Source organism: Pedobacter sp. Bi126 (assembly GCF_918698245.1).
GTDB lineage: Bacteria > Bacteroidota > Bacteroidia > Sphingobacteriales > Sphingobacteriaceae > Pedobacter.
This window is the reverse complement of the sequence record NZ_CAKKMS010000007.1, coordinates 128,710-154,968: the sequence shown is the minus strand read 5'-3', so window position 1 is coordinate 154,968 and position 26,259 is coordinate 128,710. Positions and strand designations below refer to the sequence as shown.

The following is a 26,259-nucleotide window of genomic DNA, read 5'->3' as shown; positions in this document are numbered from 1 at the left end:
AAATATCTTATAATAGCGTCGCTAATTGTTACTTTTATCCCTTAAAATTTATAGAGTGCTCTGTGTGAGGAAAGCTTACTGCTTATTTGTTTTTAGCTTTATTTATAGCATTTCGTTTGCACAAAACGTGGCTGTGGTAAACGGAAAATCAATAAGTACCAAAGAATTTATGTGGGCATACAAAAAAAGCCATAACGGAAACGTTAGTGCAGCATACGATACCTTACAAGCATACTTAAACTTGTATATAAATTTTAAGCTTAAAGTTTTAGATGCCCGGGAAATGGGATTGGACAAAAATGCCAGTTACCAGGAAGAAATCAAAACTTATGAAGACGCATTAACCACACATAAAAAAATTGGGGTAAGTAACAAAGACCGCGATTTTTTATTGAATGAATACCGCGAAGGTGTTTTAATGTTCAATGTTTCGGAACAAAAAATATGGAACAAAGCACAGGAAGATGAGCAAGCGATAAATGATTTTTATAGTAAAAACCAACAAAAGTATAATAAACCCTTAAGCGAGGTTAGAGGAGAGGTAATTGCCGATTATCAACTAAGTTTAGAAGAAAATTGGCTAAAAAGCCTCAAACAAAAATATCAGATCAAAATTAACGAAAACGAGTTAAAAAAGCTTGCCAAGTTATAACCAACCTGATTTTTTTGACCATAAGTATTAAATTTGCAAAATATAACAAATAGAATGAAGAAAGTTTTTTTAGTAGCAACCGCTTTAATTTGCCTGTTTTTAAACAGTTTCGCTCAAAAGCATACTGTAGATAAAGTTGCTGCTGTTGTAGGAAATAATATTATCCTGCTATCAGATTTAAACCAACAATACACACAATATCTTTATCAGGGAAACCAGCCCAATGCTGAAATTAAATGTAAAATTTTACAACAAACCTTAACGCAAAAGCTGCTTAAACAACAGGCTGAGATCGATTCGGTAATGGTTGAAGATGGTGCGGTTGATGATGAGGTAAACAAACGTATGCGTTATAGCATGCAGCGTGCAGGTGGTCAGGAGCGTTTAGAGCAATTTTTAAATAAATCTGTTCTGCAGTATAAAGATGAGATCAGACCATCGGTAAAAGATGAGTTGATCGCACAAAAAATGCAACAAAAAATCACCGAGAACATTAACGTTACACCAATGGAGGTTGAAAAATACTTCAAAACTTTGGGCGATAGTGTTCCTCAGTTTAATACAGAGGTAGAAGTTGGTGAAGTGATTTTAAACCCACAGTTAACCAGAGCAGAAAAACAAAAATTCCGTGATAAAATTGAAGCCCTTCGTTTAAGGGTTAAAAGTGGCGAAGATATGGGTGTGTTAGCTAAAACCTATTCTGAAGATCCAGGTTCTGCTGCCGATGGTGGTGATTATGGTTTTATCGACAGAAATACTATGGTTAAAGAATTTACTGCCTGGGCATTTAAACTGAAAGCCGGAGAAATCTCACCAGTGTTCGAAACAGATTATGGTTTCCACTTTTTACAGGTTTTAGAGCGGAGAGGTGAGCAGGTACACGTTAGACATATTTTAATTATGCCTAAAACTACACCAGAAAGTTTAACGCGTTTAAAATTGCATGCAGATAGCATTTACAACAATATTATCGGTAAAAAATTAAGTTTCGCTGCTGCTGCAAACCTTTATTCAGATAATAAAGAGAGTAAATATAATGGTGGTATGATGCTTAATGCCGAAAATGTTCAGGCAAGAAGTACCTTTATTCCTGTTGATAAATTAGATCCGTCGGTGTTTTTGGTAATTGATAGCATGAAAATTGGTGGTATTTCTAAACCAGATTTATTTACAGCAGCTGATGGAAAACAAGGTTACCGCATTTTATATTTAAAATCTAAAATCCCACCGCACAAAGCAAACTTAACTCAAGATTTTCCAAAAATCAGAGATGCCGCACAAAGTGATAAAATTAATCGTACTTTAAGCGAATGGTTTGAAAAACGTCGCGAAAGCACTTACATTAAAATCGACGATGAATTTAACACCTGTGATGAATTAAAAATTTGGACTAAAACCACAGCCGCAAAATAACACCAATGCAGTATAAGAACGAAGTAGAAGCTGTTGATGCACTTCATCAATCTTTCAACAACATTAAAGCCGAAATAAGCAAAGTAGTAGTTGGACAAGATGACATCATAAAATCTGTTTTAATCGCCATATTTAGTAACGGACATTGTCTGTTGGTTGGCGTACCAGGATTAGCAAAAACTTTACTTGTACAAACGGTGGCTTCTGTTTTAGACCTCGATTTTAACCGCATTCAGTTTACCCCCGATTTAATGCCAAGCGATATTATTGGCGCAGAGATTTTAGGAGAAGACAGGCACTTTAAATTTATAAAAGGCCCTGTTTTTTCTAATATTATCCTCGCTGATGAGATTAACCGTACACCGCCAAAAACCCAGGCTGCTTTATTAGAAGCCATGCAGGAAAAATCGGTTACCGCAGCTGGACAAACCCATATTTTACCAAAACCGTTTTTCGTTTTGGCCACACAAAATCCTATTGAGCAGGAAGGAACTTACCCCCTACCCGAAGCTCAGTTAGATCGTTTCATGTTCAATATTCAATTAAACTACCCTGCCTTTGCAGATGAATTGAACATTGTAAAAAACACGACCAGCAATAAAACCGTTCAACTGCAGAAAATTATCCATGCAGATGATATTCAATATTTCCAGAAACTAATCCGCGATATTCCGATTACCGATAATGTTTTGGAATATGCCGTAAAACTGGCTGCCAAAACCCGTCCTAATAGCGAGTTTGCTACTGATGCAGTTAATAAATACATCAGTTGGGGTGCTGGTCCACGCGCCTCGCAGTTTTTAGTGTTGGGTGCAAAATGCCATGCCGCCGTAACGGGGAAATACTCGCCAGACATTGAAGATGTTAAAGCAGTTGCTGAGCCTATTTTACGTCACCGCATTGTGCGCAATTACCGTGCTGAAGCTGAAGGCTTATCAATCGAGAAAATCATTAAAGATTTATTGTAGTAGCATTAAGCTAGTCGGGATTTGCAGTCCCGCCTGATGAGCCAGAATTTTAACTTCTATTAGTGGATTACAAATCCACAATACAACTGGAAAAGTCATCTCCAATCCCTATCTTGTGTACCGATACTATTCGCAAAATCTCGTGCTAAAAGATACATTCATTAATCTCTTAACAAATTATACGGATAGTGACCGAATAATAGCCGAATTTTGGGCTGAGATTGAGAAAAACTACACTCATAAAAAAAGACATTATCATACACTTTCACATCTTGATAACTTGTTGACACAACTTAATGAAGTAAAAGTTAACATTGAAAGCTGGGATAGTATTCTATTTACGATGTTCTATCATGATATTATTTATAATGCGTTAAAATCGGATAATGAAGAGAAAAGTGCTGAACTTGCCCAGAAGAGAATGGCGCAGATTTCAGTTCCCAATCACATTATCAATAGCTGCAAAACTCAAATAATAGCCACTAAGAACCATTTTGCTTATCCTGAATCAGATACCAATTATTTTACTGATGCAGATCTTTCTATATTAGGCCAAAGCTTAGAAAACTATACTACTTATTCGCAAAACGTAAGAAAAGAATATTCAGTTTATCCAGATCTCATTTATAATCCAGGACGAAAAAAGGTTCTGGAACATTTTATAAAAATGGAACGGATTTTTAAAACAGATTATTTTAATCACAAATTTGAAAACCAAGCAAAATCGAATCTACAATTTGAACTAGAACAGCTCGGCTAGCCGGGATTGTAATCCCTTCTTATGAACTAAGGGTTTTTAATCCTTACATTGTGCATTGCAAATCCACAATAACGAAAAATATTATTATTTTTTTAATATCCTACAATAAATACGCACTCAAATGGAAGAAAAATACCCAAGTCTGGTAGAAAGATTACAATCTACATTTATAGACACCATAATTATCATCATTCTTATGGTATGTTTTTCAAACGTATTAGACAGCTTTAACAATGTACCAGAATGGGGACGGATCTTATTATTTGCATTTTTATTTGTGATTTACGAACCCCTCTTCATGACATTCGGCTGCACCATCGGTAACTACATTAAAAGGATCAGAGTAAGGAAACATGAGGACATTAACCAAAAACTCAATATCGGACAATCCATAATCAGGTACCCGATAAAGCTTGCTTTAGGCTGGATTTCGTTCCTAACCATCAATTCAAATCTACAGAAAAGGGCAATCCACGATCTGGCCTCCGGTAGTGTGATGATAAAGCTTTAATCCCTCATTTTAGCTTCCGCTAATCGTGGTTTACAATCCCAACTAACGAAAATAGGTTACCTTTTATAAAACAATGTATTAAGGTTTGTAAACTCGTACGTACAGACAAACATGATATTGGATTTTATCAAAAGGCGTTATATCGCACTTATTTCATTATTACCTTATTTTGCTCTTTGGGGTTTTTGCTTTAACTTTTTCCACATGGTTGCAGAGAGCCCAAAAAGCAGTTGTGGTGCTGCCAATGGTGGAATGCTAGTTATGATGTTGTTTGCCATGGCATCTACGACTGTAATATTCCTTATCTTTAGTCTTATCAGTAAAGGACAGAAACGTAGAGATTTTATAACAATACTTTTCATCACGTATTTACCTTTATTGATTGCTGTTATAGACCTAGCAACCTAAAAGTACAGGCCAATATAAATCCAGCAGAAACAATTATATTTGTTTTATGATGGGTGCCAATAAACTTACCGGTGCTATAGCCGCACTTATAGATGAATATAAAAAGGCGATTGACGAACTTATTGCGGTAATCGAACCAATTAGCCCACATCAACTGATTAAAACCATTGAGCCAGAAAGTTCAAATCCAGATTGCATTTCCATTCAAACCATCTTAACGCATGTAACTGCTTCGATGTTCAGTTATGCGGTGTATATCGAAAATTCTATTGGATTGCAAACAGTCAGGCCGGAACGATTGCACTTTGACCACATCACACCTTATATCTCAAGACTCCGCGAAGCAATTAAATATAACGAGGACTTTTTCACCAGAAATCCCGACATCACCATGGAAGAGTTCGACGAATCGAAAAAGATAAATACAGGGTGGGGGCAGCAATACGATGTAGAACAAATGTTAGAGCATGCCATCGTTCATATTTTAAGGCATAGACGGCAGATTAAAAATGCTTTAATTCAATTTAATTCTTAAAACTAAAAAATTGAGCGCTCAAACCAATTTTTATAACCGGTTTTCATTTTTATATCCACTGGTTGATGTTTTTCTTAAACCTCAAAAGAAAAAATTTTTCGATGAGATTAATCAACTGCCCTATGGAAACCTACTCGAAATCGGTGTTGGTAACGGATCTCATTTCGCGCTTTACAAAAACCACAAAATTACCGGGATAGAAATTTCTTCTTCGATGTTAAATGTGGCTAAAAAAAATGCAACAAATGAAATCGAATTATTCAAAATGAATGGCGAGCAACTCGAATTTGCAGAAAATAGTTTCGATTATGTCGTATTATCGCATGTTATTGCTGTTGCAGATCAACCTGAAAAATTACTGATGCAATGCCATAATGTTTTAAAACCAGGTGGAAAACTCCTAATTCTAAACCACTTTACACCAAATAATTGGCTAAAACACCTGGATAGGCTATTTAATTTTTGTTCTGGATGGTTCCATTTAAAATCTTTATTTTACATAGCGCATATTAAAGCGATCAATCAGTTTAAACTTGAAAAAGAAATCGCTTTAAAGCCATTCTCCTATTTTAAAATTCTAATTTTCACCAAACCTTGAAAAAGCACTATTGGTATATTTTCTTTGCCTTGATAATCAGCTTGTTCATATATGTATTTTACAGGACTGATAAAACCCTGGTGAATCAGATTATCATTCAGTTGATCTCTTTCAAAACCTACCAAAGCTTGAAACAGGCTGTCACAGCAAGCTTGCCACTAAACGAATACCTGATCTATTCACTTCCTGAGGGTTTATGGGTTTTCTGCATCACCTTAACCTCAAAAGAATTTTATTTTGATCTTTTCAAAAAACGCCTCAATTGTGTTTTCATTCCACTTTTATTCGTTATAGTACTCGAATTATTTCAATTATTCCATATCACCAATGGCCATTTCGACTTTTTCGATATTGGCGTCTCCTTGTTTTTTTGGTTTATAGCGGCTAAAATTATCGATACGCAGCAACGGTTAAAAAATCTGTTCCATTCGTTAAATTATAATAGTGCATTTTGTTTACTGAGTTATTGCATCATCTATCTCGCACACGTAATCCATTAGAAAACTTTATTTTAAAATTTGCAATTCACTGAAAATAAATATCTTTGCATCAAAATTTACAGAAATGCTACGTCAACTACATATCCAACAATTAAGCTTTAGCCCGTCTTGTGGCATAAAGGGCTTGGGTATTGGTTTAAATTTCCTTCCCAACCCTTAACGCGGTTTTAAGTTTCAACAAACAAAACCCACATTTAAAAATCAATTTATTACGCATTTGCTAAGCATTTAACCGCTTATCAAAATTAATTATATCCGTTATGGACATTTATACCACTGTAGAAGAAAAGTATCTACAGGCCATTGAAGAACTGCACTGGGGCGAATTACCTAAGGCACTTCAGTATTTTAATGAAATTATTGTTTTCGACCCTGATTATGCAAGAGCTTATTTTCAGTTGGGCGACATTTATCAGCATCATTTTAAAGATTATAAAACTGCAGGTTATTATTACAAACGATGCATTGAGCTAGATGCCGATTTCCCAGAGGTTTATAAACCCTATCTGGAACTTGTGATTACGCTTAAAATGCACAAATTGGTGAAACAGGTTGCAGAAAAGGCTTTACTTGTACCTGGTGTTTGCGAAGCACACATTTACGAATGTTTGGGCCTACATGCCGAGCAACAGCAAAATTTCGCAGAAGCGGCAAATTATTTCAAAAAAGCAGAACTGTTTAATGCCGTTCAGGATGAGCAAAGCACTTTACAGGAGCACCAAAACCGCATTAAAAGCAAAATGAACAGCACAAAAGCAATGATTTACGATTTACAAGGATAAAAGGCATTGCCTTTTATCCTTTTTAACTGGCCGATTAATCTTATAATACAATTCACCGAATTGCCCTTGTTATTTTAATTTTGTTACTATCTTTACCGCACAATTACAAAGCATAAATCTTTAAATCAAAAATATTCGATATGTCAGCTCACGATTCACACGCACCGGTTCAGCAAACAAAAGGCATTTGGGCTTTACCATTAACGGCATGGATTCTGGTTTTATTATTGGTTGTTTATTTCACCAGACCAATCTTTAACCACGAAGAAGCACCTGCTCATCATGAAAAAACTGAAGCAGCGCACGAAAAACCAGAAGCACACCACTAGGATTTTCCAGTTATAAAAGCATAAAAAAAGCGTTCGGATTTAAAATCTGAACGCTTTTTTTATGCCCATCTATTTTCTTGCTATTTATGTTAAATCTACTGGTTGGTGTCACACCAACCAGCTTGTTCCTATGTTCATTTCGGTCGGTGAGACACCAACCGATAGGTTAAAGCATAAAAAAGCGTACCCATTACATTAGGATGCTTTTTTATGCCGCTGATATTAATTATTTGAGCTGGCCCATAATGTTTGGAAAATCGGTAATGATGCCGTCTACCCCAAGGCTCATAAAATAATTCACTTCCTTTACCGTATTCACCGTCCAAGGGATAATTTTAATACCCATTTCATGGCAACGGTCTACCAAACCTTTACCAACCAAAACCGAGTAGGGGCTGTAAATAGTCGGTTTAAACCCTAATTTCTCGATATAATCTTCAAAGGGTTCCTTTTCATCAATCAATAATGAGGTTTGTACTTTTGGATATTTCTCGTGCAGGTATTGCAGCGTACGCATATCAAAAGATTCGATAATGACTCTTTTGGCAAGTTTTTTCGAATTAATTACATCCATAATCAGCTCTACAAATTCTGCAGGTTCGGGATGAAATTCGTTATCTCCTTTTTTAATCGTTTTCGTTTCGATGCTATATACAGGTTTGGCGAGCTTGTGTGCTTTAACATAAGCCTCAACCGCATCTATTGTTTCAGAAAGCAGCGGTTTGTAAGCTTTAAACTTCATCTGCCCGGGAAAGCGGTTATGGACTTTGCTGCCTACATCAAACTTTTTAACCTCCTCATAATCCATCTTGTAGATGTTATAATTCTTTTGGTCTTTTAGTGTAATCGGCTTACCGTTGGGTTGTAAAGAAATCTCGTTGTTAAAGTAAGGCTCTTGCGAAAGCACCACTTGTTTATCTTTCGAAATCACGGCATCCATTTCTAAAGTGGTAACGCCTAAATCGATCGCTTTTAACATCCCTTCAATGGTATTTTCGGGCATAATACCACGTGCACCGGCTTTGCCCTGTACATCGAATTTCTTCTTTTGGGCAGAAACGTTTAAGAAAAATAAAATGAGCGTGGAGAGTAAAAGTAATTTTTTATGCATGAATTTTAAACGTAAAATGGGTAGTTTTATTTGTGCGTTGACAACTTTAATAAACAACTTGAAAAGGAAAGTTATCAATGTTCTACCGAAGTATAAGCATTGAGCCAACCTAACTGCAGGTAAAGGCAAAATTATAGAATAAAAAAAGGGCTTCTTTTTATCGATAGCCCTCTTTAATTCACATTTTTTATTTATCTTTCTGCTGGTACAAAGGCCTGTACAATTAAATTCCAGCTTGCATCAGCTCCCTTTTCGTAAACGAAAACATAGTTAAAACTTTCACGTAAATCGGCTTTGTAATCGATAGTAGCAACACCATAGGTATAAGCCAAATCACTACCGATTGCTTTATCTACGCCTGTTGTTTTCAAGTTAATTTTGCTGATCATTCCGTTATAGAACGCAATAATCTTTCCTTTTCCATCAATGGCTTCGTTGCCTGGGAAAAGCAAACGTGCATCGCTGGTCAAAAAACCTCCAAATGCCGCAATTCCATGCGTTTTTAACAAAGTATTTAAAGTTTTCTCGGTGGTTAAGATAATTTCTTTCCCAGCCTTGATTTCTTTTTCGTTTAAGAACTTTGGTGCAACATGATCTTTAGGTTCAATAAACTGTGGCGTAACTTTGGCCAAAGGTTTATTGCTTTCCGTTCCTAAATCAATAGCTAATTTCCATCTGCCATTTTCTGGTTTCCAGATCGATAAGTATTGACCGTATTTTTTCTCTGAAGTACCAACTTCATATGGTCCTGTAGTAAAACCTAAATCACCACTGCGCGATACTTTCGCCAGGTTTGGAGTCCAGGTTACATCGTTTTCAGCATTTGCCTTACCCGCGTAAAAAGTTTTGGCATTAACCGGATTTGGTCTGAACACTAAAGTACTTGTGGTTGAATAGTCTATAAAAGCTTCTTTATCTCCATTTTTGGCAATCGACTTAGCAAAATCCTTCTCAGCATTTACTAAAGATTTGGTTGTTCCGTCGCTTTTTTGGGCAAAAGCACCTATGGCTAAAAGCGAAGCTATTGCAGTTGAAAATAATTGTTTCATTATTAATTAAGATAATATTGTTTGGCGAATATAAAATTTTCTTTAATGTATGGCCTTAAAAGTAATTAACAATTACACATTAAGGCCACTTATTTTTCTCTGTAAATGGTCTCTAAAACAGTTTGCCCGGTGGCCTTCAACGTATTTTTATCAATATTGGCCAAGTTATCCAATTGCGTGTGCCAATTGATATAAAAACCACTGTTATCATTATAATGGATAATATCGATAGAAGGAATGCCTGCCTTGTTCATCCAAAAATGATCATCAACCAGTTTTCCGCTCGGAATTTTCGTAAAGTAAGAAGCATAACCAATTTCATTACCAATGCCCCAAACCTTGTTTACTACGTTTGGAGCAGCTTGACGAGAGATTTCATCCTGCGTAAACTGTGCGCTACCGCCACCAACCATATCGAGATTAATGCCATACAAAGCTTTATATCCTGTTGCCATTGCTTTTTTAGCCCAGTATTGAGAGCCTAAACACCATGTAGTTTCATCGGGTGTTTCATCATTGGCCTTGCCATAATCTTCCAAATCCCACAATACAAAGTCAACCCCAACATCTGGCTGTTTCTGCTGAATCTGACGTGCCATTTCCAAAATCACTGCCACCCCGCTCGCACCATCATTTGCCGCATCGAAAGGTTTCGCATGATTGGCGGGATCGGTATCCTGATCAGAAAACGGCCGGGCATCCCAGTGTGCCGTAATTAAAACCCGCTTTTTTTGACCTGGGTTAAAAGCGGCAACAATATTTTTCAGCTGAAAGCTTTTGCCATCATAAGTTTGTGTTTTCTCGCCCTGAACAGTTACATCAGCGCCGAACGATTTGAGTTTAGCCACTAAATAATCGGCACATTTTTGATGAGCCATGGTACCCGGAATCCTCGGGCCAAAATCTACCTGAGCTTTGGTATAGGCATAAGCACTATCGGCATTAAAATCAGGAGAAATTAAAGTAGCAGCTGTCTTTTCTCCATTTTCATCAGCATTTTGGTTTGTTTTATTCCTACAAGCCTGAAGTGCAACTAAAGCGAATAAAGGCAGTATTAAAAGTTTTTTATTCATTGTTTAATGTAACGGAAAATAGTTTGAAGTAGTGTAATTATCTCTCTCATCCCCCTGCCCCCTTCAAAGGGGGACGGACTCCTTGATAAATTCAAAATGCATTGGATTTATTTTTTCACGATTAACTCATCCCCTTTTTAAGGGGGCAGGGGGATGACCCTGCGAAAAATCTTTCCTTTCAAAGGATCCGGGGATGATCTTGCTCCCATTCTACAATATAATGCTGAATTGTCCTATCTACATTCTCGATATCGTTCATTACCTCATCATCGCTAAATCTCAGAATATGAAAACCCAATGCTTTTAAAATATCTTCTCGTGCTTTGTCTTTTTCAAATTGTCCCTCCCACTCATGGCTAAGGCCGTCAACCTCGATAACCAACTTTAAATCCTTTGAGAAAAAATCCGCAATATAATTCGCGATCGGTCGCTGTCTTAAGAAAGAATATCCGAGCATTTTTTTATTCCTCAACAATTCACACCACATTCTTATCTCTGCTTTTGTACTATCATTTCGATGGCCTCTAGCAAAAGTTTTTAATTTAGAATTATAGTGGTTGTTATCCATGATATCTTAAACCTTTTGTTAACAGTTAAAAGTCGAAAAATGAATATAGCAAACAATTTTCTGCTTTTATTCATCTTAAAATTAATATGATCGTCTTCATCCCCCTGCCCCCTTCAAAGGGGGACGGATTTCTTGATGAGCCTAAAAATCTATGAGACTTATTTTCCTACACTTAACTCTTTCCCTTTCAAAGACGACTGATTCCTTGATGAACTCAAAATGCAAAGGGTTTATTTTTTCACGATTAATTCCTCCCCCTTTGAAGGGGGCAGGGGGATGACCCTGCAAAAAATCTTTCATTTCAAAGGATCTGGGGATGATCTTGCTCCCATTCTACAATATAATGCTGAATTGTCCTATCTACATTCTCGATATCATTCATTACCTCATTATCGCTAAACCTCAGAATATGAAAACCCAATACTTTGTTAGTTACGAAAGCATATAGTCCACAATCGCCTGGCAATGAATTTTGGTAGTATCAAAAACGGGAATCTCAAAATCATCCTGACTGATCAGCATGGGAATTTCGGTACACCCCAGAATTATCCCCTCAGCTCCTTCCTTAATCAGATCATTAATTATCTGGATATATTGTGTCCTGGTTTCTTCCAATATCACACCCCTACCTAATTCTTCTTTAAGGGTAAACTGTATATAATCGCGGGTTTCTTTCTTTGATGGTACTAAAACACGTAACCCATGGTCTTCGAGCTTTTTTATATAAAAGTCTTTTTCCATGGTAAATACGGTCCCTAGGAGTCCTATATTTTTAATTCCATTAGCAGTTATGGCTTTAGCGGTTTCGGTACCGATATGGATAATTGGCAAAGCTGTTTTTTCTTGTAACTGATCGGCAAAAAGATGCGCGGTATTGGCGCAGAGTACAATTGCTTCTGCTCCACTTCGTTTTAAACTTTCGCAAGCATTGAGCAAAAGATCAAACGATCCTTCCCAGGTTTTATTCTGAACATCGCCAAAATTAAGGGAGTAAATTAAACATTCAGCGAAATTTAACCCACCCAAACGCTCATTTACACCCTCATTTATAAAACGGTAGTAATCTATAGTAGATACCCAGCTAATGCCGCCTACTAAACCAATTTTTCTCATTGTTAAAATCGACTTGTGACTTTAGACTGCAGACTCAGGACTAACTACGCTTTACTCCAAGTCGTTCCCTCTTTGCCGTCTTTAAGCTGGATTCCCAACTCTTGCAAGCCAATACGGATACGATCGGAAGTGGCATAATCTTTATTCGCTTTCGCTTCTGTTCTTAAGTTAATCACCATATCCAGAACGCCATTTAAGTCGTTACCTCCGGCATCTTCATCTTTCAGTCCTAATATATCGAATACGAAATCGTTAACCAGTTGTTTTAACTTTTCTAATGCTTCTGCAGAGATTTTGCCCTTACCATCGTAAACGGTATTGATAATCCTTACCGCTTCAAACAGTTCGGCAATCAAAATCGGACTGTTAAAATCGTCATTCATCGCGTGGATGCATTTCTCTTTCAATGCATCGATATCGAAATCGTTCTGTTCAGAAACCGTTAACTTATCTAACAAACCAATAGCAGCCATTAAGCGGCGGAATCCTTTTTCCGAAGCATCTAAAGCTTCATTCGAGAAATCTAAGGTACTGCGGTAGTGTGCCTGCAACATAAAAAACTTAACCGTCATCGGGCTAAAGCCTTTTTTCAATAAAGCGTGATCACCTGTAAATAACTCTAAAGGAAGAAAACCATTGCCGGCCGATTTAGACATCCGCGTACCATTTACGGTAAGCATATTGGTGTGCATCCAATAACGTGCAGGTTGTTTATGACTGCAAGCCTCAGATTGTGCAATTTCATTGGTATGGTGTGTTGCTGCCAAATCCATTCCACCACCATGAATATCAAACTCAGCGCCCAAATATTTAGCACTCATAGCCGAACATTCGATATGCCAGCCCGGAAAACCCATGCCCCATGGCGATTGCCATTGCATCAGGGTTTCTGGTTTCGCTTTTATCCAAAGCGCAAAGTCTAACCTTCCACGTTTCTCATCCTGTCCACCCAGTTCGCGGGTATTGTTCAGCATATCTTCCAGATTGCGGTTGGTTAAAATGGTATAATTATATTCCTTGCTATATTTTTCTACATCAAAGTACACATTGCCATCAATCTCATAACCGTAACCGTTGGCAATAATTACTTTAATCATTTCGATCTGCTCAATAATGTGCCCTGTAGCGGTAGGTTCAATACTTGGCGGCAGCGTGTTGAACATGCGCATTACATCATGGAAACCTAAAGTGTACTTCTGTACAATTTCCATTGGCTCAAGCTGCTCTAATTTTGCACGTTTTGCAAACTTATCGTCGCCCTCGTCCCTATCGCCCTCTAAGTGGCCTGCATCGGTAATATTACGTACATAACGCACCTTATAACCAGCATATTTAAGGTACCTGAAAATTAAATCGAAAGATATAAACGTGCGGCAATTACCCAAGTGCACATCACTATAAACAGTAGGACCGCAAACATACATCCCAACATTGGGTGCATTTAAGGGTTGGAAAAGTTCTTTTTTGCGCGAAAGCGTATTATAAAGCTGTAAGCCAGTATTCATATTGCAAATGTAAGATTAAGTTAGAAAGTTAAAACGTTAAAAGTTGCAATGTTAAGGTTATGATTTTTAAGTAACATTTATCAACAGGTTCAGTGCAGCATCTGTGCTGTCAGATGTTACCATCTGAAAGTAAAACAAAATTTATTTATAGTGTTGATTTTTCTCAAACACTAGAAAAAGGTGCATTACTGCTTATCGGGTACAGCAGTCCCTCTTTCTGCTGTAGCTTCGTCGAAGGGGCTCAGGCTGCCGCTTCAATAGGGTTTAATTTGGTTATTCATCTGCTTTTGGCTTAAAAAAACCGACACTAACTTGTGAAGTCTATCCAGCCTCTGGCCTTGTGAGACTTCGCAAATTGGCCTGGCACGCGGTGTGCTGTCAGATGTTACCATCTGGCGGTAAAAACAAAATCTAATCTTTAATTTTAGCTTCATCTATCAAAACATCAATAAATGGTTCAGATCAGAGAAATTTCGGAAAAAGATGCCGAAAGCGTAGCCACACTTTCTACTCAATTGGGTTACGAAAGTGACATCAAGCAAACGTCAGCCAGAATTAAACGCATTAATAACAGTAATGAAAACTGCGCATTTGTTGCTTTAGTTGATGGCAAAGTAGTAGGCTGGATTCACGGTTTTTATACTTTAAGGTTAGAATCTGATCCATTTATCGAAATTGGGGGCCTAATAGTAGACGAAAATTACCGAAACCTAAAAATCGGGAAGCAGTTGATCGAAAATGTAAACCTTTGGGCGAAAAAGCATCAAGTAAAAAAACTAAAAGTAAGGTGTAACATCAAACGCACTGAAAGCCACAAATTTTACGAGCGGCTTGGCTTTAAGGAAAATAAACGACAGATCGCGTTTGAAATGAATGTGATTTAATTATTTCAATAATGTCAGATAGAAATATCTGACAACCACAGGCAGTCCTTGCTAAACTTGCGAAGTCTAGCTCCGGCCCTGCCCAGCCAGACTTCGCAAGTTAGCCAACCCGCAATTAACAATCACCACAATTATTACAACCTTCAAACATTTCTGCATTGTAACATTTCAATCCTATTCATTAACTTTGTACCATGATTGATTTACCGGTAGTACCTGCTGTAACTGAAGTAAAACGTAAACCAGATTGGTTGCGTGTAAAATTACCCGTTGGTAAAGAATATGCACAAGTTCGCAGTTTAGTAGACACGCACAAGCTCCATACCATCTGCGAAAGCGGAAATTGTCCTAATATGGGCGAATGTTGGGGTGCAGGCACGGCAACCTTCATGATTTTGGGTAACATCTGTACCCGTAGCTGTTCTTTCTGTGCTGTAGCCACAGGCCGCCCTTTAGCCGTTGATGTTGACGAGCCTAACCGCATTGCCGATTCGGTAAGATTAATGGGTGTTAAACATTGTGTAATTACTTCGGTAGATCGTGATGATTTAAAAGATGGCGGCTCAATCATCTGGGCAGAAACCTTACAGGCTATACGCAGAGAAAGTCCAGTTACTACTTTAGAAACCTTAATCCCCGATTTTAAGGGTCAGTGGGATAATTTATACCGCGTATTGGAAGAAAGGCCAGAGGTGGTTTCGCACAATATGGAAACGGTTAAGCGTTTAACCAAACAAGTGCGCATTCAGGCTAAATACGACAGAAGTTTAGAAGCTTTAAAAAGAATTTCTGAATTTGGTTTAAGAACAAAAACAGGCATTATGCTCGGCTTAGGCGAAACCGAAGAAGATATTTTCGAAGCCATGGACGATTTAGTTGCAAATGGTGTGCATATCTTAACTTTAGGGCAATACTTACAACCTACACGCAACCACCATCCTGTTGTAGACTGGATCCATCCGGATACTTTCGCGATGTATAAAGAGGCTGGTTTAGCAAAAGGTTTAAAGTATGTAGAAAGCGGCCCGCTGGTACGCTCATCTTATCATGCAGAAAAACACCTTTTTCCAATTGAGGGGATTGCATAATTCACTTATATAAGTAGGGATTTAAAATATTTTATAATCGTACTCCCTGGCGGAATGCATTTACAAAACATTTTTTTGCTTTTACTGTTCTGTATTGTATCTTAGTAACCAATAGTGACTGCATTAAAAAAATTAACCCTAACTGAGCCTGAACTTGTTCAAGCACTGCAATCGAAAGATCCCGCGGTTCTAAAAACACTGTACAGCATGTATTCGTCAGCGCTTTATGGCGTTATTTCGCGCATTATTACCCACACAGAGCTTGCTGAGGATGTACTACAAGAAACTTTTGTAAAAATCTGGCAGTCTGCTGCACACTATGACAATACCAAAGGACGTTTGTTTACGTGGATGATGAACATTGCCCGCAATTTATCAATCGACAAACTACGTTCTAAAGACTTTAAGAATTCACTCAAAAACCAAGATATAGAAAATAACGTAAGTTTCGTTGATGAACAAAACAAGGTAACGTTTAATCCTGATATTCTTGGAGTTAAGCAACTTGTGGAGAACCTTAAACCGGATCTACAAGCAGTTCTTGATTTAGTTTATTACAAGGGTTTCACTCATGTGGAAGCCGCAGAAAAGTTAGATCTGCCATTAGGTACGGTGAAAACCCGGATCCGGTTGGCTATTATTGAATTGAGAAGGAATTTTAATTGAGCGTGGAAAATTTAAAAGCATATATCGAATCTGGAGTACTTGAGCTGTACGTTTTAGGTGATTTATCACCTGAAGAAGCGTTGCAGGTTGAGGAAATGGCATCTCAACACCCTGAGGTAAGAGATGAAATAGCTGCCATTGAGCAAGCTATGGAGCAATATGCTATGCAAAATGCTGTAGAACCATCTGCAGATGTAGAAACAAGATTATTCGAAAAGTTGGGGTTAAGTGAAGTTGAAGAGCATGTGAATGTTCAACCCGAACCAATTTATACAGAAGAACCAAGAATTATACGTTTAGATGGAAGCGATGCCAAAGTAAGAACTTTGCGTTATGCCTTAGTTGCTTGTATAGCTTTATTGGTAGTAAGTACAGCGGCATTGTTTATTACCTATAACAAGCTAAATGCTGCACACGACCAAATTGCAAGTTTGAATCTGGATAAACAAAAATTTGCTGGCGTAGTAAGCAAATTAGAGTTCGAAAACCAGGGTTTAGATAATATGGCTGCAATGGCCGACAGCAAAGAATGGGCAACCATCAGAATGGCTGGCCAAGCTTTTAGCCCGAGCTCGAAAATGAAAGTTTACTGGAACAAAAAAGATAAAAGTGTGCTAATTAACTATGTAGCAATGGATTTACCAAAAACCGATGCAGCACATCAATATCAGTTATGGGCTTTGGTAAACGGGAAACCGGTAAGTTTAGGCGTATTCGGCAAAACGGATTCAACTAATAACGAAGCATTGGTAAAAATGCAGACCATTCAGGAAGCACAGGCTTTTGCGGTAACTATAGAGCCTATGGGCGGAAGTGTTAATCCAACAATGGATAAATTAACCGTAATGGGCGGTGTTTAAAAAGAGATTATTTAGTTAAAATATTAAATCCCAGCATTTTATCAATGCTGGGATTTTTAGTTTTTTTACAAGCATTACGCCGTCATTCCCGCGCAGGCGGGAATCTTAAAGCCTATTTCATTACGATTATTCATAGGCTTTCTTCTTTTCAAAGGCATTCATGAGCACTGCGTGGTTCCCAATCAAGTTGGGAATGACGATGCTACTATATTAAGATTTCACTACGTATTTCACCTCTTCATAAGGCTGTACCAATACCCTCTTGCAAATAAGAGAATAGCCTATTAAGCCATAGGTTTTGCTCTATGCAACCTTAAATATGATGAATGGCCGCGCCGCCTAAACCTGACAACAGCGAACACCAAACGCAGAGCGGTAAAGCGAATGGCAGGACTATCGTTGCCTAAATGCTTCTGCATGTGCTTTCCAAAAAAGTGGATAAATATTTCTGCTAAACGAAGCTCAACACCTGATTAACACATGCAGAGAGACCTTGTCTTAAAGATCTCTCCTCTAAAGGAGTTCCTTTGGAACACTGCGGTCGAGATGACGATTCGATGATTAAGATTTCGCTGCGTATTTCACCTCTTCGTAGGGCTGTACCAAAACCCATCCCTCGCCAAAAAATTCTAATTGGAAAGATTCGCCACTTCCTCTTCCGATAAAAGACCCGAAAGTTAAATTGGTTTTAATATTTGGTGTTAAGTTTTCAGACCAGGCTACTGTAGCATTAGGATCAGTGTACACAGGCTGATTGCTGGTAACCCTTAATAGATTCGGTTCGCCATGTGTGGTAATGGCAATATAGCCACTGCCCGATAACTTAACCTGAAATAAACCACCGCTCATCATCCCTGCAATGCTTTTTAGCATTTTTATTTCGTTTTTAATATTGTCTTCTAAAGCCAATACATCATTACCATTTACAAAAACCGCTTCATTTTGAAGTTTGATGATCTTTACTTTCTTGCCCTCATCGGCCAGATATAATTTACCTGTTCCAGTGGCGTGCATCAGCGAAGTACCTTCGCCAGATATGGCTTTCTTTAACAAACCACCCAAACCTTTGCTCAATAGTCCTTCTCTTTTAAAATCGATATTCCCAATGTAAGCAACCATCGAACCTGCTTTTGCCAATATTTTTTGATTTTTTAGATTTACCTCCAGCATGGCAGGTTTCTCTAATTCGAAAAAATCGTTTTCATTTGGATTCTCTGCCGATTCCTGAATTAATTCATTCAGCGTGTACTCTTTTTGTGCCATAATAATTTGTTTTCCGTAAGATATCTGTTATTTTAAATACTCCCTTAAACTATAAATTATAAACTAGAAGCATAGTAGATTAATACCAGTTTTTCTCCACAATTGTGGCTAACTACACGCAACGAACAAACTAATTGGATATGAGCACTTTAATTTCATTAGACACCCTCGTTGCAACCTGAGAGGCGGTAACCACAAAGTGTTCGTGCGCTAAAGCATCGCCTGCTTTTCCATGAATGTAACACGCTAAAATAGCGGCATCTGCTGCCGAATATTGCTGTGCGACAAAGCCTGCAATAATACCGGTAAGAATATCCCCCATTCCCCCTTGCGCCATTGCCGCATTGCCCGTAGGATTGATGAGTACCTTACCTGTAGGCAGGCAGATAAAAGTATACTGGTTTTTAAGCACGATAACGATCTTCTTTTGCATGGCCTGTTCTATAGCCTTTTGCACCCTGTCCCACCAGTTATCATGTTCGTCGAATAACCGATCGAATTCCTTCATGTGTGGGGTAAGAATGGTATTTGCGGCAAGTTTATTGATTAGATCGGGTCTTTCGCCCAGAATATTTAAAGCATCGGCATCAATAATCATTGCCTGGTTGGCCATAATCAAGCTTTCGAGCAGTTTTTCATTCTCAGCCTCAGTACCTAAACCTGGGCCAATAGCAATTGCCTGATATTTCTTGGGATTCTCTATCCTCGTGTATTCGTCCCTTGGTAGCGCCATTGCTTCTGGTAAGGTTATATTTAAGGCGGTTAATCCGCTCTGTGGGATACAGGCTGTGGTTAATCCCGCCCCTGTGTGTAAACAGGCCATCGAAGACAATAAAGCCGCACCCATGGTATTGCTATTTCCCGCGATTATCAGTGCGTGGCCGTAAGTACCTTTATGGCTGAACAATTTTCGGGGCTTCAGGATCTTTTCAATATCACTTTCTTCCACCAAATAAAAATCTGCCTCTTGTTTTTGGATAAAAGCCTCATCCAGATCAATATCAACCACCTCATATTTTTCAGTTGCCATGGCCGACTCTGGGAAGAAAAAGTTAATCTTCGGCCGTTGAAAACAAACTGTTTTATAGGCTTTTATACCGTTGTAATCTTTAGGCAGCTTGCCTTCCGCAAAAAAACCAGTGGGTACATCAACTGCATACACTTTTTTATTCAGCTTGTTAATGACCTGAACCAGCTGTTCATATTCTCCGCTTAAAGGTTTATTTAAACCGGAGCCTAAAATGGCGTCGATAATTAAATCGGCTTTCAGGTTCTTTAAGTCATAAACCTGGTTGATGATCGTTTTTTTGCATCTCGTTTCTTCAATCCGCTGTAGGTTGATGGCAAAATCGTCGCTTTGTTTTTTACTGAAATTGATGATGTAAACTTTTATATTCTCGTATCCGTTAGCGATAAGCAAATGGGCAATGGCTAATCCATCTCCCCCGTTATTTCCCTTACCACAGCATATAGCAACGCTTTTATTGGTATCAAACTCGTCTCTTAAAAAAGTTTGAACAAAAGCCCTTGCAGCCTTTTCCATCAGATCGATTGATGCTATTGGTTTATTCGCAATCGTAAACTGATCGGCATTACGCATTTGGGCAGAAGTAAGCAATGTTCGCATATAACTAAGATAAGGTTATACAGCTATAATGCAAAAGATGGGATTTTGTTTGATTTTTTATCCCCAAGGTGCTGATATTCCAAAATAATTTAAGGTACTGTCTTTTAATTTTTATACCTTTTGCCAATCTTTAGCGTTGTCTATTGAATTAAATTAAATCTCAAAACAATGAATCAAAAACCATCGAATGCGTTCGTGGCAGCTGCCTGGATTGCATTAGGTATCGGAATGATCGGCTTTATTGTAGGCCTATGGCGTTCTGATATGCTTCTTAATGAAAAAGGATATTATTTTACCGTATTGATGTTTGGCCTTTTCGCCGTAATCTCTTTACAAAAAGCTGTTCGCGATAAATTGGAAGGAATTCCGGTTACTGAAATTTATTACGGTATCAGTTGGTTTTCTACGCTCTTAACCATTACTTTATTGGTAATCGGTTTATGGAATGCTACTTTGCTGCCCAGCGAAAAAGGGTTTTATGCCTTTGCCTTTTTACTCTCGCTATTTGGCGCCATTACAGTGCAGAAAAATACGAGAGACAGCCAGATCGTGAATAAAAACCGTGATTTGGAATAGCCAAAACAGCTTATCTTAACGAATTTTATTGAAACCAATGCTTAAGCATTGGTTTTTTATTTTTAACCAAAAACAAATATATTATCTCCTTAACTAAAAAATAATTACTACTTTAAACACCAGATACCGAGGTTAATAGTTTATCATTTCCGGGCAATTAATATAAACCTATTTAAATCTTATCATCCTGTCAATGGAACAAAAAGATAGTTTAAAGAAAACCCTTACGCCCTTTATGCTGTGGGGGCTTGGTGTAGGATATGTGATTTCGGGGATGTATTTCGGTTGGAACTTAGGTCTTGAAAAAGGCGGCACACTGGGTATGGCCATCGCTACGGTTGCCATTATGGTAATGTATGTTACCTTTAGTTTCAGCTATGCCGAACTGGCCTGTGCGATACCAAAAGCCGGTGGTGTTTTCGATTATGCCAATACCGCACTGGGTAAAAACATCGGTTTTATTGCAGGTATTGCCCAAATGGTCGAATTTATATTTGCACCACCTGCCATTGCCTTTGCCATTGGTGCTTATTTTAATGCTTTCTTTCCACAGGTCCCCATCCTCACCAGTGCAATTGCAGTTTATTTTATTTTCACCGCCCTAAATGTATATGGCGTAAAAGCCGCGGCTTCGTTCGAAGTGATTATTACCGTTTTGGCCGTTGGCGAACTGTTATTGTTCTCAGGCATTACATTGCCTAAATTTCATGCAGAAAACCTGGTCCATAACAATTTCCCAAATGGTTGGAGCGGTGTTTTTGCTGCTATCCCTTTTGCCATCTGGTTTTTCCTGGGTATTGAAGGCGTTGCAAATGTAGCCGAAGAAACCAAGAACCCACAGCGAGATATCGGCAAGGGCTTTGGCTGGGGCATATTTACATTGGTTGTTTTATGTGTGCTTGTTTTTATCTCCACCATTGGCATTGGCGGCTGGGAAGCCATTGTGTATAAAAACGGAAAATCGGGCGAAACCTCTGATTCGCCTTTACCACTCGCCCTTTCGATGATCACAGGCGATAACCACCTGATGTATCATTTACTCATCACGGTTGGGTTATTTGGCCTGGTAGCCTCCTTTCATGGATTAGTTTTGGCAGCCGGCCGTTCTACTTACGAGATGGGCCGTGTAAAAAGTATCCCGGCTATCCTCGGAAAAATTTCTCCTAAATTCCAAACACCCGCAAATGCATTAATTGGCAATATGGTGATTGGTATCATCGCACTTTTATCAGGTAAAACTGCCGAAATTATTATCATTTCTGTATTTGGCGCATTAACTTTATATATCATCTCGATGATTTCGGTAATGGTACTGAGGAAAAACAAACCAGAAATGGTAAGACCTTTCAAAACACCAATTTATCCGTTATTTCCCATTATTGCATTAATTATTTCCTGCGTTTCTTTCATCGCAATGCTGATTTATAATCTTAAATTGGGTTTAATTTATTCGGGTATTATTTTGGGCATATTTCTTCTATATAAAATATTTAAAAAGGCAGATTAATGAATACGAGCAAGGAAATTCTGGATTATGTTAAAAATCATCCCTCTGGAAAAGTAAAATTAGCCGTTGCCGATATCGACGGTATTTTAAGGGGGAAATATGTAGCTGCCGAAAAATTCGCATCCCTGGTTGAAGGCCGATTGGGTTTCTGTGATGTTACCTTTGGTTGGGATGCAGGTGATGTGGCTTATGAAAATGGAAAATATACAGGTTGGCATACCGGCTATCCCGATGCACAAGTTAAAATCGACTTGAGTACCTTTCGGAAAATTCCCTGGGAAAATGACGTGCCGTTCTTTTTGGGCGATTTTATTGACGATCAGGATCAGGCAAGTTTTGTCTGTCCGAGGCAGTTGCTAAAGAAAGTGATTGCAGAATGTGAAAGTGAAGGATTTTCGCCGCTCTTTGCACAGGAATTTGAATGGTTCAATTTTTCAGAAACGCCAGAGACGATACAAGAGAAAGGTTTCGTTAATTTAAAACCTTTAAGTCCAGGCATGTTTGGTTATTCCATTTTGAGGAGCACTTACCGAAATGAGTTTATGAGCGATCTGTTCGAACTGCTAAATAAATTCGATATCCCGATTGAAGGTTTGCATACCGAAACCGGACCAGGGGTTTACGAAGCGGCCATCAAATATGCTCCTGCTTTGCAAGCTGCCGACCAGGCCATATTATTTAAAACAGCCGTAAAGGAAATCGCCTATAAACATGGTATCCTCGCCACATTTATGGCCAAAATAAGCGAAAACTTACCGGGATGCAGTGGCCATGTGCACCAAAGCCTCTGGGACGCAGACAAGAAGATCAATTTGTTCTACGATGAAAAAGATGCAGCTAAAATGAGCGAAATAATGAAAAGTTATATCGCTGGTCAGTTGTATTGCCTTCCATACCTTTTACCATTGATTGCCCCTACCATAAACAGTTACAAACGTTTAGTTGAAGGCGCATGGGCGCCAACTACGGTAACCTGGGGAATCGATAACCGTACAACTGCATTGCGCGCATTACCTGGAAGCAAAAAGGCTTCGCGTTTAGAAACCCGCATAGTGGGTTCGGATACCAATCCTTATTTAGCACTTTCGGCCTGTTTGGCAGCAGGAATGTACGGTGTTAAAAATAAATTAAAACTCGAACAACCGGCCACCAAAGGAAACGGATATACCGATTTATCGAACGGCATACTATCGCGTAATCTATTTGAAGCAACACAAAAGATGAAAAATTCTGATCTGGCCAAAACATTATTGGGCGGAGATTTCGTTGATCATTTTACCATGACCCGCGAATGGGAATGCAAGCAATATGCTAAAGTAGTAACCGATTGGGAATTGAAAAGGTATTTAGAAATTATTTAGCCTAAAGTGTTCATGCTAAAAATCAAATTTTTAAAAAAACAATGACTAAATATGAGAGAATACGGGTCATCGTCATTCCCAACTTGATTGGGAACCACGGAGTGCTCATGAATGCCGTTGAATTAACGAAAACTTATGAATAATCCTAATGCCTTGGCAGGGTTTATAGGTTGCATTAAGATTCCCGCCTGCGCGGGAATGACGACCGTTTTTTTAAAATCTGTGATTGGTAACTTGGTTCAGAATCTTGATATTAACACCCAACCTTATGTGACCTCAGGTGCCTAAGGTGGTAAAAAAATAAAAACAAAGTAAAATGTTGACCATCTAAGTCACCTTAGAACACCTTAGCTAACTGTATATTAGTTAGGTTTTTAATAAACAGTAAAATAACAACTCATCCTTAGTTGCACTCAAACACCTAAGGTGGTTAAATAAAAGAAAAATTAGTTGTCATGATATTTGATAAAATCCATCAGTTTAATTTCCCTACAACCATTCGTTTTGGTGCTGGCGCAGTAAAAGAGTTGCCCGCCTACTTAAGCAAAAACAATTTAAAGGCCCCATTAATTGTAACCGACCCCACCATTGCGCAACTTCACTTTTTTAAAACCATTGTTGAAGATTTAAAAGCAAAGGGTATTGCTGTCGAGGTTTTTAGCGACGTCCACAAAAACCCGGTAAAAAGTGATGTTTATAAAGGTACTGATGTTTGGGATGCTACAAATCGCGACAGTATAGTTGGTATTGGTGGTGGTGCAGCTTTAGATGTTGCCCGTGCAATTGTACTCCGTGTTAATCACCGCGAGGATTTATTCAAGTATGATGATTTAATCGGCGGCGATGTCTACGTAACGAACGATGTTCCACATTTTATCACCATCCCAACCACATCAGGTACAGGAAGTGAGGTTGGCCGCAGCGCAATTATTGCCGACGATGAAACCCACCAGAAAAAAATCCTGTTCTCGCCAAAATTAATGGCGCAGATCGTATTTGCAGACCCCGAGTTAACCATGGATTTGCCGCCCTTTATCACTGCCGCAACAGGTATGGACGCATTGACACATAATATGGAAGCTTATCTGGCTAAAAATTTCCACCCGATGTGTGATGGAATCGCGCTGGAGGGAATTTCATTGATCAAAGATGCACTGGAACGGGCAACCAACAATCCCGATTTAGAAAGCCGTAGCAAAATGTTAATGGCTTCGATGATGGGCGCAATTGCTTTTCAAAAAGGCTTGGGTGTAGTGCATTCACTTGCGCATCCGCTTTCTTCTTTGTTAGATACCCATCACGGATTGGCTAATGCAGTGAATATTCCTTACGGTATGCAGTTCAATGTTGCTGGCTTTGAAGATCGTTTTAAAAAAATTGCCCGTACGCTGGATCTCAAAGATGAAAATGGTGAGGCTGTTGTAAAATATCTGTTCGATTTAAATACGAAAGTGAATATTCCGCATAAATTGAGTGATATTGGTGTTAAAAATGAACATATAGAAACACTTGCCGATTTAGCCTTTGCAGATTTTGCACATCCAAACAATCCTAAACCGGTAAGCAGGGAAGATTTTAAACAATTGTACTTAAATGCGTTATAGATTAGAATTAAAAGATTACGTGATTTTAGGATTACTAAACCATTAAAATCAGTGTAATCTAAAAATCGGTGTAATCATCCCCGAAGGAAAAATAGGTGTAATCATCCCGAAGGAAAAAAGATAAATCAGTGGAATTAATTAATATGTCTGATAAAATAATAATTGGTGTTACCGACTGTAGCAAATTCAACATCTATCGGGATTGGGTTTTATCCTACAACAAAAATGTGGAGGTAATCCAGCTCGGGTACAAGCTCAACAATTTCGACGAGATCAGAAAATGTGATGGGATCGTTTTAACTGGAGGAGAAGACGTTCATCCCCGTTTTTATAATCAGCCCGAATACTATCCTTACTGTTATGATGATGATATTGACGAAAAACGTGACGAGTTTGAATTTAAGGTTTTAACCTATACCGAAGCCAATTCTGTCCCTGTTTTGGGCATTTGTAGAGGCATGCAGGTGGGTAACGTATTTTTTGGCGGAACTTTGATTCCTGATATCCCAACCTGGGGAAAATTCGATCATTCAAAAATGCACGATAAATCTGACCGATATCACGAAATTATCATCAATCCTTCCTCGTGGCTGAACCAGATTGTGAATACCGATAAAGGCCTAGTGAACAGTAACCATCACCAAAGCACCGATAAAACAGGGAAAAGTTTGGTGGTGAGTGCAATATCACCAGATGGCGTTACAGAAGCCATGGAGCGGGTGGAACCGGAAGGAAAATCCTTTTTGTTATTTGTACAATGGCACCCTGAACGATTAAAAGACCAGCAAGGCCCTTTTAGCAAAAACTTACACGAGGCTTTTATTAATGCGATAAAATTAAATATCAACCACAGATAAAAAGGATAAACACAGATTGTAAGTATTAAGCTAATTTAGGATGTTAGTCCTAAACCCTTTTTAAAAATCTGTGCTCATCTGTGAAAAATCC

27 protein-coding genes are annotated in these 26,259 nt (G+C 38.4%); 19 read left to right on the top strand and 8 right to left on the bottom strand.

Going from position 1 to position 26,259, the window contains the following annotated elements:
* Positions 1 to 127 precede the first annotated feature (127 nt).
* The 10 genes from LQ201_RS22270 to LQ201_RS22225 all read left to right on the top strand — a co-directional run bounded on the left by LQ201_RS22270 (position 128) and on the right by LQ201_RS22225 (position 7,456).
* Positions 128 to 652: a hypothetical protein gene (locus tag LQ201_RS22270; protein ID WP_230146697.1), complete on the top strand. Its 525-nt coding sequence runs from the start codon at positions 128 to 130 to the stop codon at positions 650 to 652.
* Between the two features lie 54 nt (positions 653 to 706).
* Complete coding sequence (locus tag LQ201_RS22265; protein ID WP_230145876.1) at positions 707 to 2,065, top strand: peptidylprolyl isomerase; 1,359 nt, start codon at positions 707 to 709, stop codon at positions 2,063 to 2,065.
* A gap of 5 nt (positions 2,066 to 2,070) precedes the next feature.
* Positions 2,071 to 3,033, top strand: coding sequence for a MoxR family ATPase (locus tag LQ201_RS22260; RefSeq protein ID WP_029279992.1), 963 nt, complete (start codon positions 2,071 to 2,073; stop codon positions 3,031 to 3,033).
* 142 nt (positions 3,034 to 3,175) lie between these two features.
* Positions 3,176 to 3,793 (top strand): hypothetical protein, encoded by a 618-nt coding sequence (locus LQ201_RS22255; protein WP_230145875.1) that lies wholly within the window; start codon positions 3,176 to 3,178, stop codon positions 3,791 to 3,793.
* Between the two features lie 121 nt (positions 3,794 to 3,914).
* Positions 3,915 to 4,304, top strand: a complete 390-nt coding sequence (locus LQ201_RS22250) for an RDD family protein (RefSeq protein ID WP_230145873.1) — start codon at positions 3,915 to 3,917, stop codon at positions 4,302 to 4,304.
* A 454-nt stretch (positions 4,305 to 4,758) separates the two neighbouring features.
* Positions 4,759 to 5,247, top strand: a complete 489-nt coding sequence (locus LQ201_RS22245; protein ID WP_230145871.1) for a DinB family protein — start codon at positions 4,759 to 4,761, stop codon at positions 5,245 to 5,247.
* A gap of 10 nt (positions 5,248 to 5,257) precedes the next feature.
* On the top strand, positions 5,258 to 5,845 hold the full coding sequence (locus LQ201_RS22240; protein WP_230145870.1) for a class I SAM-dependent methyltransferase: 588 nt from the start codon (positions 5,258 to 5,260) through the stop codon (positions 5,843 to 5,845).
* The gene (locus LQ201_RS22235; protein WP_230145869.1) at positions 5,842 to 6,345 is read left to right on the top strand and encodes a hypothetical protein; all 504 of its coding nucleotides are present in this window, start codon (positions 5,842 to 5,844) and stop codon (positions 6,343 to 6,345) included. Before LQ201_RS22240 ends, LQ201_RS22235 begins: the two co-directional genes overlap by 4 nt.
* 260 nt (positions 6,346 to 6,605) lie before the next feature.
* The gene (locus LQ201_RS22230; protein WP_230145868.1) at positions 6,606 to 7,127 is read left to right on the top strand and encodes a hypothetical protein; all 522 of its coding nucleotides are present in this window, start codon (positions 6,606 to 6,608) and stop codon (positions 7,125 to 7,127) included.
* A gap of 140 nt (positions 7,128 to 7,267) precedes the next feature.
* Positions 7,268 to 7,456, top strand: a complete 189-nt coding sequence (locus LQ201_RS22225) for a hypothetical protein (protein WP_029280597.1) — start codon at positions 7,268 to 7,270, stop codon at positions 7,454 to 7,456.
* Positions 7,457 to 7,682: 226 nt separating this feature from the next.
* On the opposite strand, the gene LQ201_RS22220 is transcribed toward LQ201_RS22225, so the two are convergent.
* From LQ201_RS22220 to cysS, 6 genes are all read right to left on the bottom strand, one after another.
* Positions 7,683 to 8,567, bottom strand: a complete 885-nt coding sequence (locus tag LQ201_RS22220; protein ID WP_230145867.1) for a glycerophosphodiester phosphodiesterase family protein — start codon at positions 8,565 to 8,567, stop codon at positions 7,683 to 7,685.
* Positions 8,568 to 8,758: 191 nt separating this feature from the next.
* Positions 8,759 to 9,616: a nuclear transport factor 2 family protein gene (locus tag LQ201_RS22215; RefSeq protein ID WP_230145866.1), complete on the bottom strand. Its 858-nt coding sequence runs from the start codon at positions 9,614 to 9,616 to the stop codon at positions 8,759 to 8,761.
* Positions 9,617 to 9,705: 89 nt separating this feature from the next.
* Positions 9,706 to 10,689: a M28 family peptidase gene (locus tag LQ201_RS22210; RefSeq protein WP_230145865.1), complete on the bottom strand. Its 984-nt coding sequence runs from the start codon at positions 10,687 to 10,689 to the stop codon at positions 9,706 to 9,708.
* Positions 10,690 to 10,867: 178 nt separating this feature from the next.
* Positions 10,868 to 11,257 (bottom strand): endonuclease domain-containing protein, encoded by a 390-nt coding sequence (locus LQ201_RS22205; RefSeq protein WP_230145863.1) that lies wholly within the window; start codon positions 11,255 to 11,257, stop codon positions 10,868 to 10,870.
* Positions 11,258 to 11,689: 432 nt separating this feature from the next.
* Positions 11,690 to 12,370: an aspartate/glutamate racemase family protein gene (locus LQ201_RS22200; RefSeq protein WP_230145861.1), complete on the bottom strand. Its 681-nt coding sequence runs from the start codon at positions 12,368 to 12,370 to the stop codon at positions 11,690 to 11,692.
* Between the two features lie 44 nt (positions 12,371 to 12,414).
* Positions 12,415 to 13,875, bottom strand: a complete 1,461-nt coding sequence (gene cysS / locus LQ201_RS22195; RefSeq protein WP_029278504.1) for a cysteine--tRNA ligase — start codon at positions 13,873 to 13,875, stop codon at positions 12,415 to 12,417.
* A 452-nt stretch (positions 13,876 to 14,327) separates the two neighbouring features.
* Between cysS and LQ201_RS22190 the strand changes: the two genes are divergently transcribed.
* The 4 genes from LQ201_RS22190 (at position 14,328) to LQ201_RS22175 (ending at position 17,373) form a co-directional block, all read left to right on the top strand.
* Positions 14,328 to 14,759: a GNAT family N-acetyltransferase gene (locus LQ201_RS22190; RefSeq protein WP_230145860.1), complete on the top strand. Its 432-nt coding sequence runs from the start codon at positions 14,328 to 14,330 to the stop codon at positions 14,757 to 14,759.
* Positions 14,760 to 14,953: 194 nt separating this feature from the next.
* On the top strand, positions 14,954 to 15,847 hold the full coding sequence (gene lipA / locus LQ201_RS22185) for a lipoyl synthase (protein ID WP_230145858.1): 894 nt from the start codon (positions 14,954 to 14,956) through the stop codon (positions 15,845 to 15,847).
* A gap of 114 nt (positions 15,848 to 15,961) precedes the next feature.
* Positions 15,962 to 16,513 (top strand): RNA polymerase sigma factor, encoded by a 552-nt coding sequence (locus LQ201_RS22180; protein ID WP_131027860.1) that lies wholly within the window; start codon positions 15,962 to 15,964, stop codon positions 16,511 to 16,513.
* A 2-nt stretch (positions 16,514 to 16,515) separates the two neighbouring features.
* Positions 16,516 to 17,373 carry an anti-sigma factor domain-containing protein gene (locus LQ201_RS22175; protein WP_230145857.1) on the top strand — a complete coding sequence of 286 codons (858 nt, stop codon included), beginning with the start codon at positions 16,516 to 16,518 and terminating at the stop codon, positions 17,371 to 17,373.
* A gap of 561 nt (positions 17,374 to 17,934) precedes the next feature.
* On the opposite strand, the gene LQ201_RS22170 is transcribed toward LQ201_RS22175, so the two are convergent.
* Complete coding sequence (locus LQ201_RS22170; RefSeq protein ID WP_230145856.1) at positions 17,935 to 18,636, bottom strand: AIM24 family protein; 702 nt, start codon at positions 18,634 to 18,636, stop codon at positions 17,935 to 17,937.
* Positions 18,637 to 18,766: 130 nt separating this feature from the next.
* The gene (locus LQ201_RS22165; RefSeq protein WP_230145855.1) at positions 18,767 to 20,263 is read right to left on the bottom strand and encodes an NAD(P)H-hydrate dehydratase; all 1,497 of its coding nucleotides are present in this window, start codon (positions 20,261 to 20,263) and stop codon (positions 18,767 to 18,769) included.
* A gap of 168 nt (positions 20,264 to 20,431) precedes the next feature.
* On the opposite strand from LQ201_RS22165, the gene yiaA reads away from it, so the two are divergent.
* The 5 genes from yiaA to LQ201_RS22140 all read left to right on the top strand — a co-directional run bounded on the left by yiaA (position 20,432) and on the right by LQ201_RS22140 (position 26,168).
* The gene (gene yiaA, locus LQ201_RS22160; RefSeq protein ID WP_116252319.1) at positions 20,432 to 20,839 is read left to right on the top strand and encodes an inner membrane protein YiaA; all 408 of its coding nucleotides are present in this window, start codon (positions 20,432 to 20,434) and stop codon (positions 20,837 to 20,839) included.
* Between the two features lie 193 nt (positions 20,840 to 21,032).
* A complete protein-coding gene (eat, locus tag LQ201_RS22155) occupies positions 21,033 to 22,346 on the top strand; it encodes an ethanolamine permease (RefSeq protein WP_230145854.1) in 1,314 nt (437 codons plus the stop codon).
* On the top strand, positions 22,346 to 23,707 hold the full coding sequence (locus tag LQ201_RS22150; protein ID WP_230145853.1) for a glutamine synthetase family protein: 1,362 nt from the start codon (positions 22,346 to 22,348) through the stop codon (positions 23,705 to 23,707). Before eat ends, LQ201_RS22150 begins: the two co-directional genes overlap by 1 nt.
* 455 nt (positions 23,708 to 24,162) lie before the next feature.
* Entirely contained in the window at positions 24,163 to 25,311 is a 1,149-nt protein-coding gene (locus LQ201_RS22145) for an iron-containing alcohol dehydrogenase (RefSeq protein WP_230145851.1), read from the top strand.
* Positions 25,312 to 25,454: 143 nt separating this feature from the next.
* Positions 25,455 to 26,168 (top strand): gamma-glutamyl-gamma-aminobutyrate hydrolase family protein, encoded by a 714-nt coding sequence (locus LQ201_RS22140; protein WP_230145849.1) that lies wholly within the window; start codon positions 25,455 to 25,457, stop codon positions 26,166 to 26,168.
* Positions 26,169 to 26,259 lie beyond the last annotated feature (91 nt).

Bases quoted from the DNA above. Each gene is read 5' to 3' on its own strand.
- LQ201_RS22265 (WP_230145876.1), top strand. From the start codon at position 707: ATGAAGAAAGTTTTTTTAGTAGCAACCGCTTTAATTTGCCTGTTTTTA.
- LQ201_RS22260 (WP_029279992.1), top strand. From the start codon at position 2,071: ATGCAGTATAAGAACGAAGTAGAAGCTGTTGATGCACTTCATCAATCT.
- LQ201_RS22250 (WP_230145873.1), top strand. From the start codon at position 3,915: ATGGAAGAAAAATACCCAAGTCTGGTAGAAAGATTACAATCTACATTT.
- LQ201_RS22245 (WP_230145871.1), top strand. From the start codon at position 4,759: ATGATGGGTGCCAATAAACTTACCGGTGCTATAGCCGCACTTATAGAT.
- LQ201_RS22230 (WP_230145868.1), top strand. From the start codon at position 6,606: ATGGACATTTATACCACTGTAGAAGAAAAGTATCTACAGGCCATTGAA.
- LQ201_RS22225 (WP_029280597.1), top strand. From the start codon at position 7,268: ATGTCAGCTCACGATTCACACGCACCGGTTCAGCAAACAAAAGGCATT.
- LQ201_RS22220 (WP_230145867.1), bottom strand. From the start codon at position 8,567: ATGCATAAAAAATTACTTTTACTCTCCACGCTCATTTTATTTTTCTTA.
- LQ201_RS22215 (WP_230145866.1), bottom strand. From the start codon at position 9,616: ATGAAACAATTATTTTCAACTGCAATAGCTTCGCTTTTAGCCATAGGT.
- LQ201_RS22210 (WP_230145865.1), bottom strand. From the start codon at position 10,689: ATGAATAAAAAACTTTTAATACTGCCTTTATTCGCTTTAGTTGCACTT.
- LQ201_RS22205 (WP_230145863.1), bottom strand. From the start codon at position 11,257: ATGGATAACAACCACTATAATTCTAAATTAAAAACTTTTGCTAGAGGC.
- LQ201_RS22200 (WP_230145861.1), bottom strand. From the start codon at position 12,370: ATGAGAAAAATTGGTTTAGTAGGCGGCATTAGCTGGGTATCTACTATA.
- cysS (WP_029278504.1), bottom strand. From the start codon at position 13,875: ATGAATACTGGCTTACAGCTTTATAATACGCTTTCGCGCAAAAAAGAA.
- LQ201_RS22190 (WP_230145860.1), top strand. From the start codon at position 14,328: ATGGTTCAGATCAGAGAAATTTCGGAAAAAGATGCCGAAAGCGTAGCC.
- lipA (WP_230145858.1), top strand. From the start codon at position 14,954: ATGATTGATTTACCGGTAGTACCTGCTGTAACTGAAGTAAAACGTAAA.
- LQ201_RS22170 (WP_230145856.1), bottom strand. From the start codon at position 18,636: ATGGCACAAAAAGAGTACACGCTGAATGAATTAATTCAGGAATCGGCA.
- LQ201_RS22165 (WP_230145855.1), bottom strand. From the start codon at position 20,263: ATGCGAACATTGCTTACTTCTGCCCAAATGCGTAATGCCGATCAGTTT.
- yiaA (WP_116252319.1), top strand. From the start codon at position 20,432: ATGAATCAAAAACCATCGAATGCGTTCGTGGCAGCTGCCTGGATTGCA.
- eat (WP_230145854.1), top strand. From the start codon at position 21,033: ATGGAACAAAAAGATAGTTTAAAGAAAACCCTTACGCCCTTTATGCTG.
- LQ201_RS22150 (WP_230145853.1), top strand. From the start codon at position 22,346: ATGAATACGAGCAAGGAAATTCTGGATTATGTTAAAAATCATCCCTCT.
- LQ201_RS22145 (WP_230145851.1), top strand. From the start codon at position 24,163: ATGATATTTGATAAAATCCATCAGTTTAATTTCCCTACAACCATTCGT.
- LQ201_RS22140 (WP_230145849.1), top strand. From the start codon at position 25,455: ATGTCTGATAAAATAATAATTGGTGTTACCGACTGTAGCAAATTCAAC.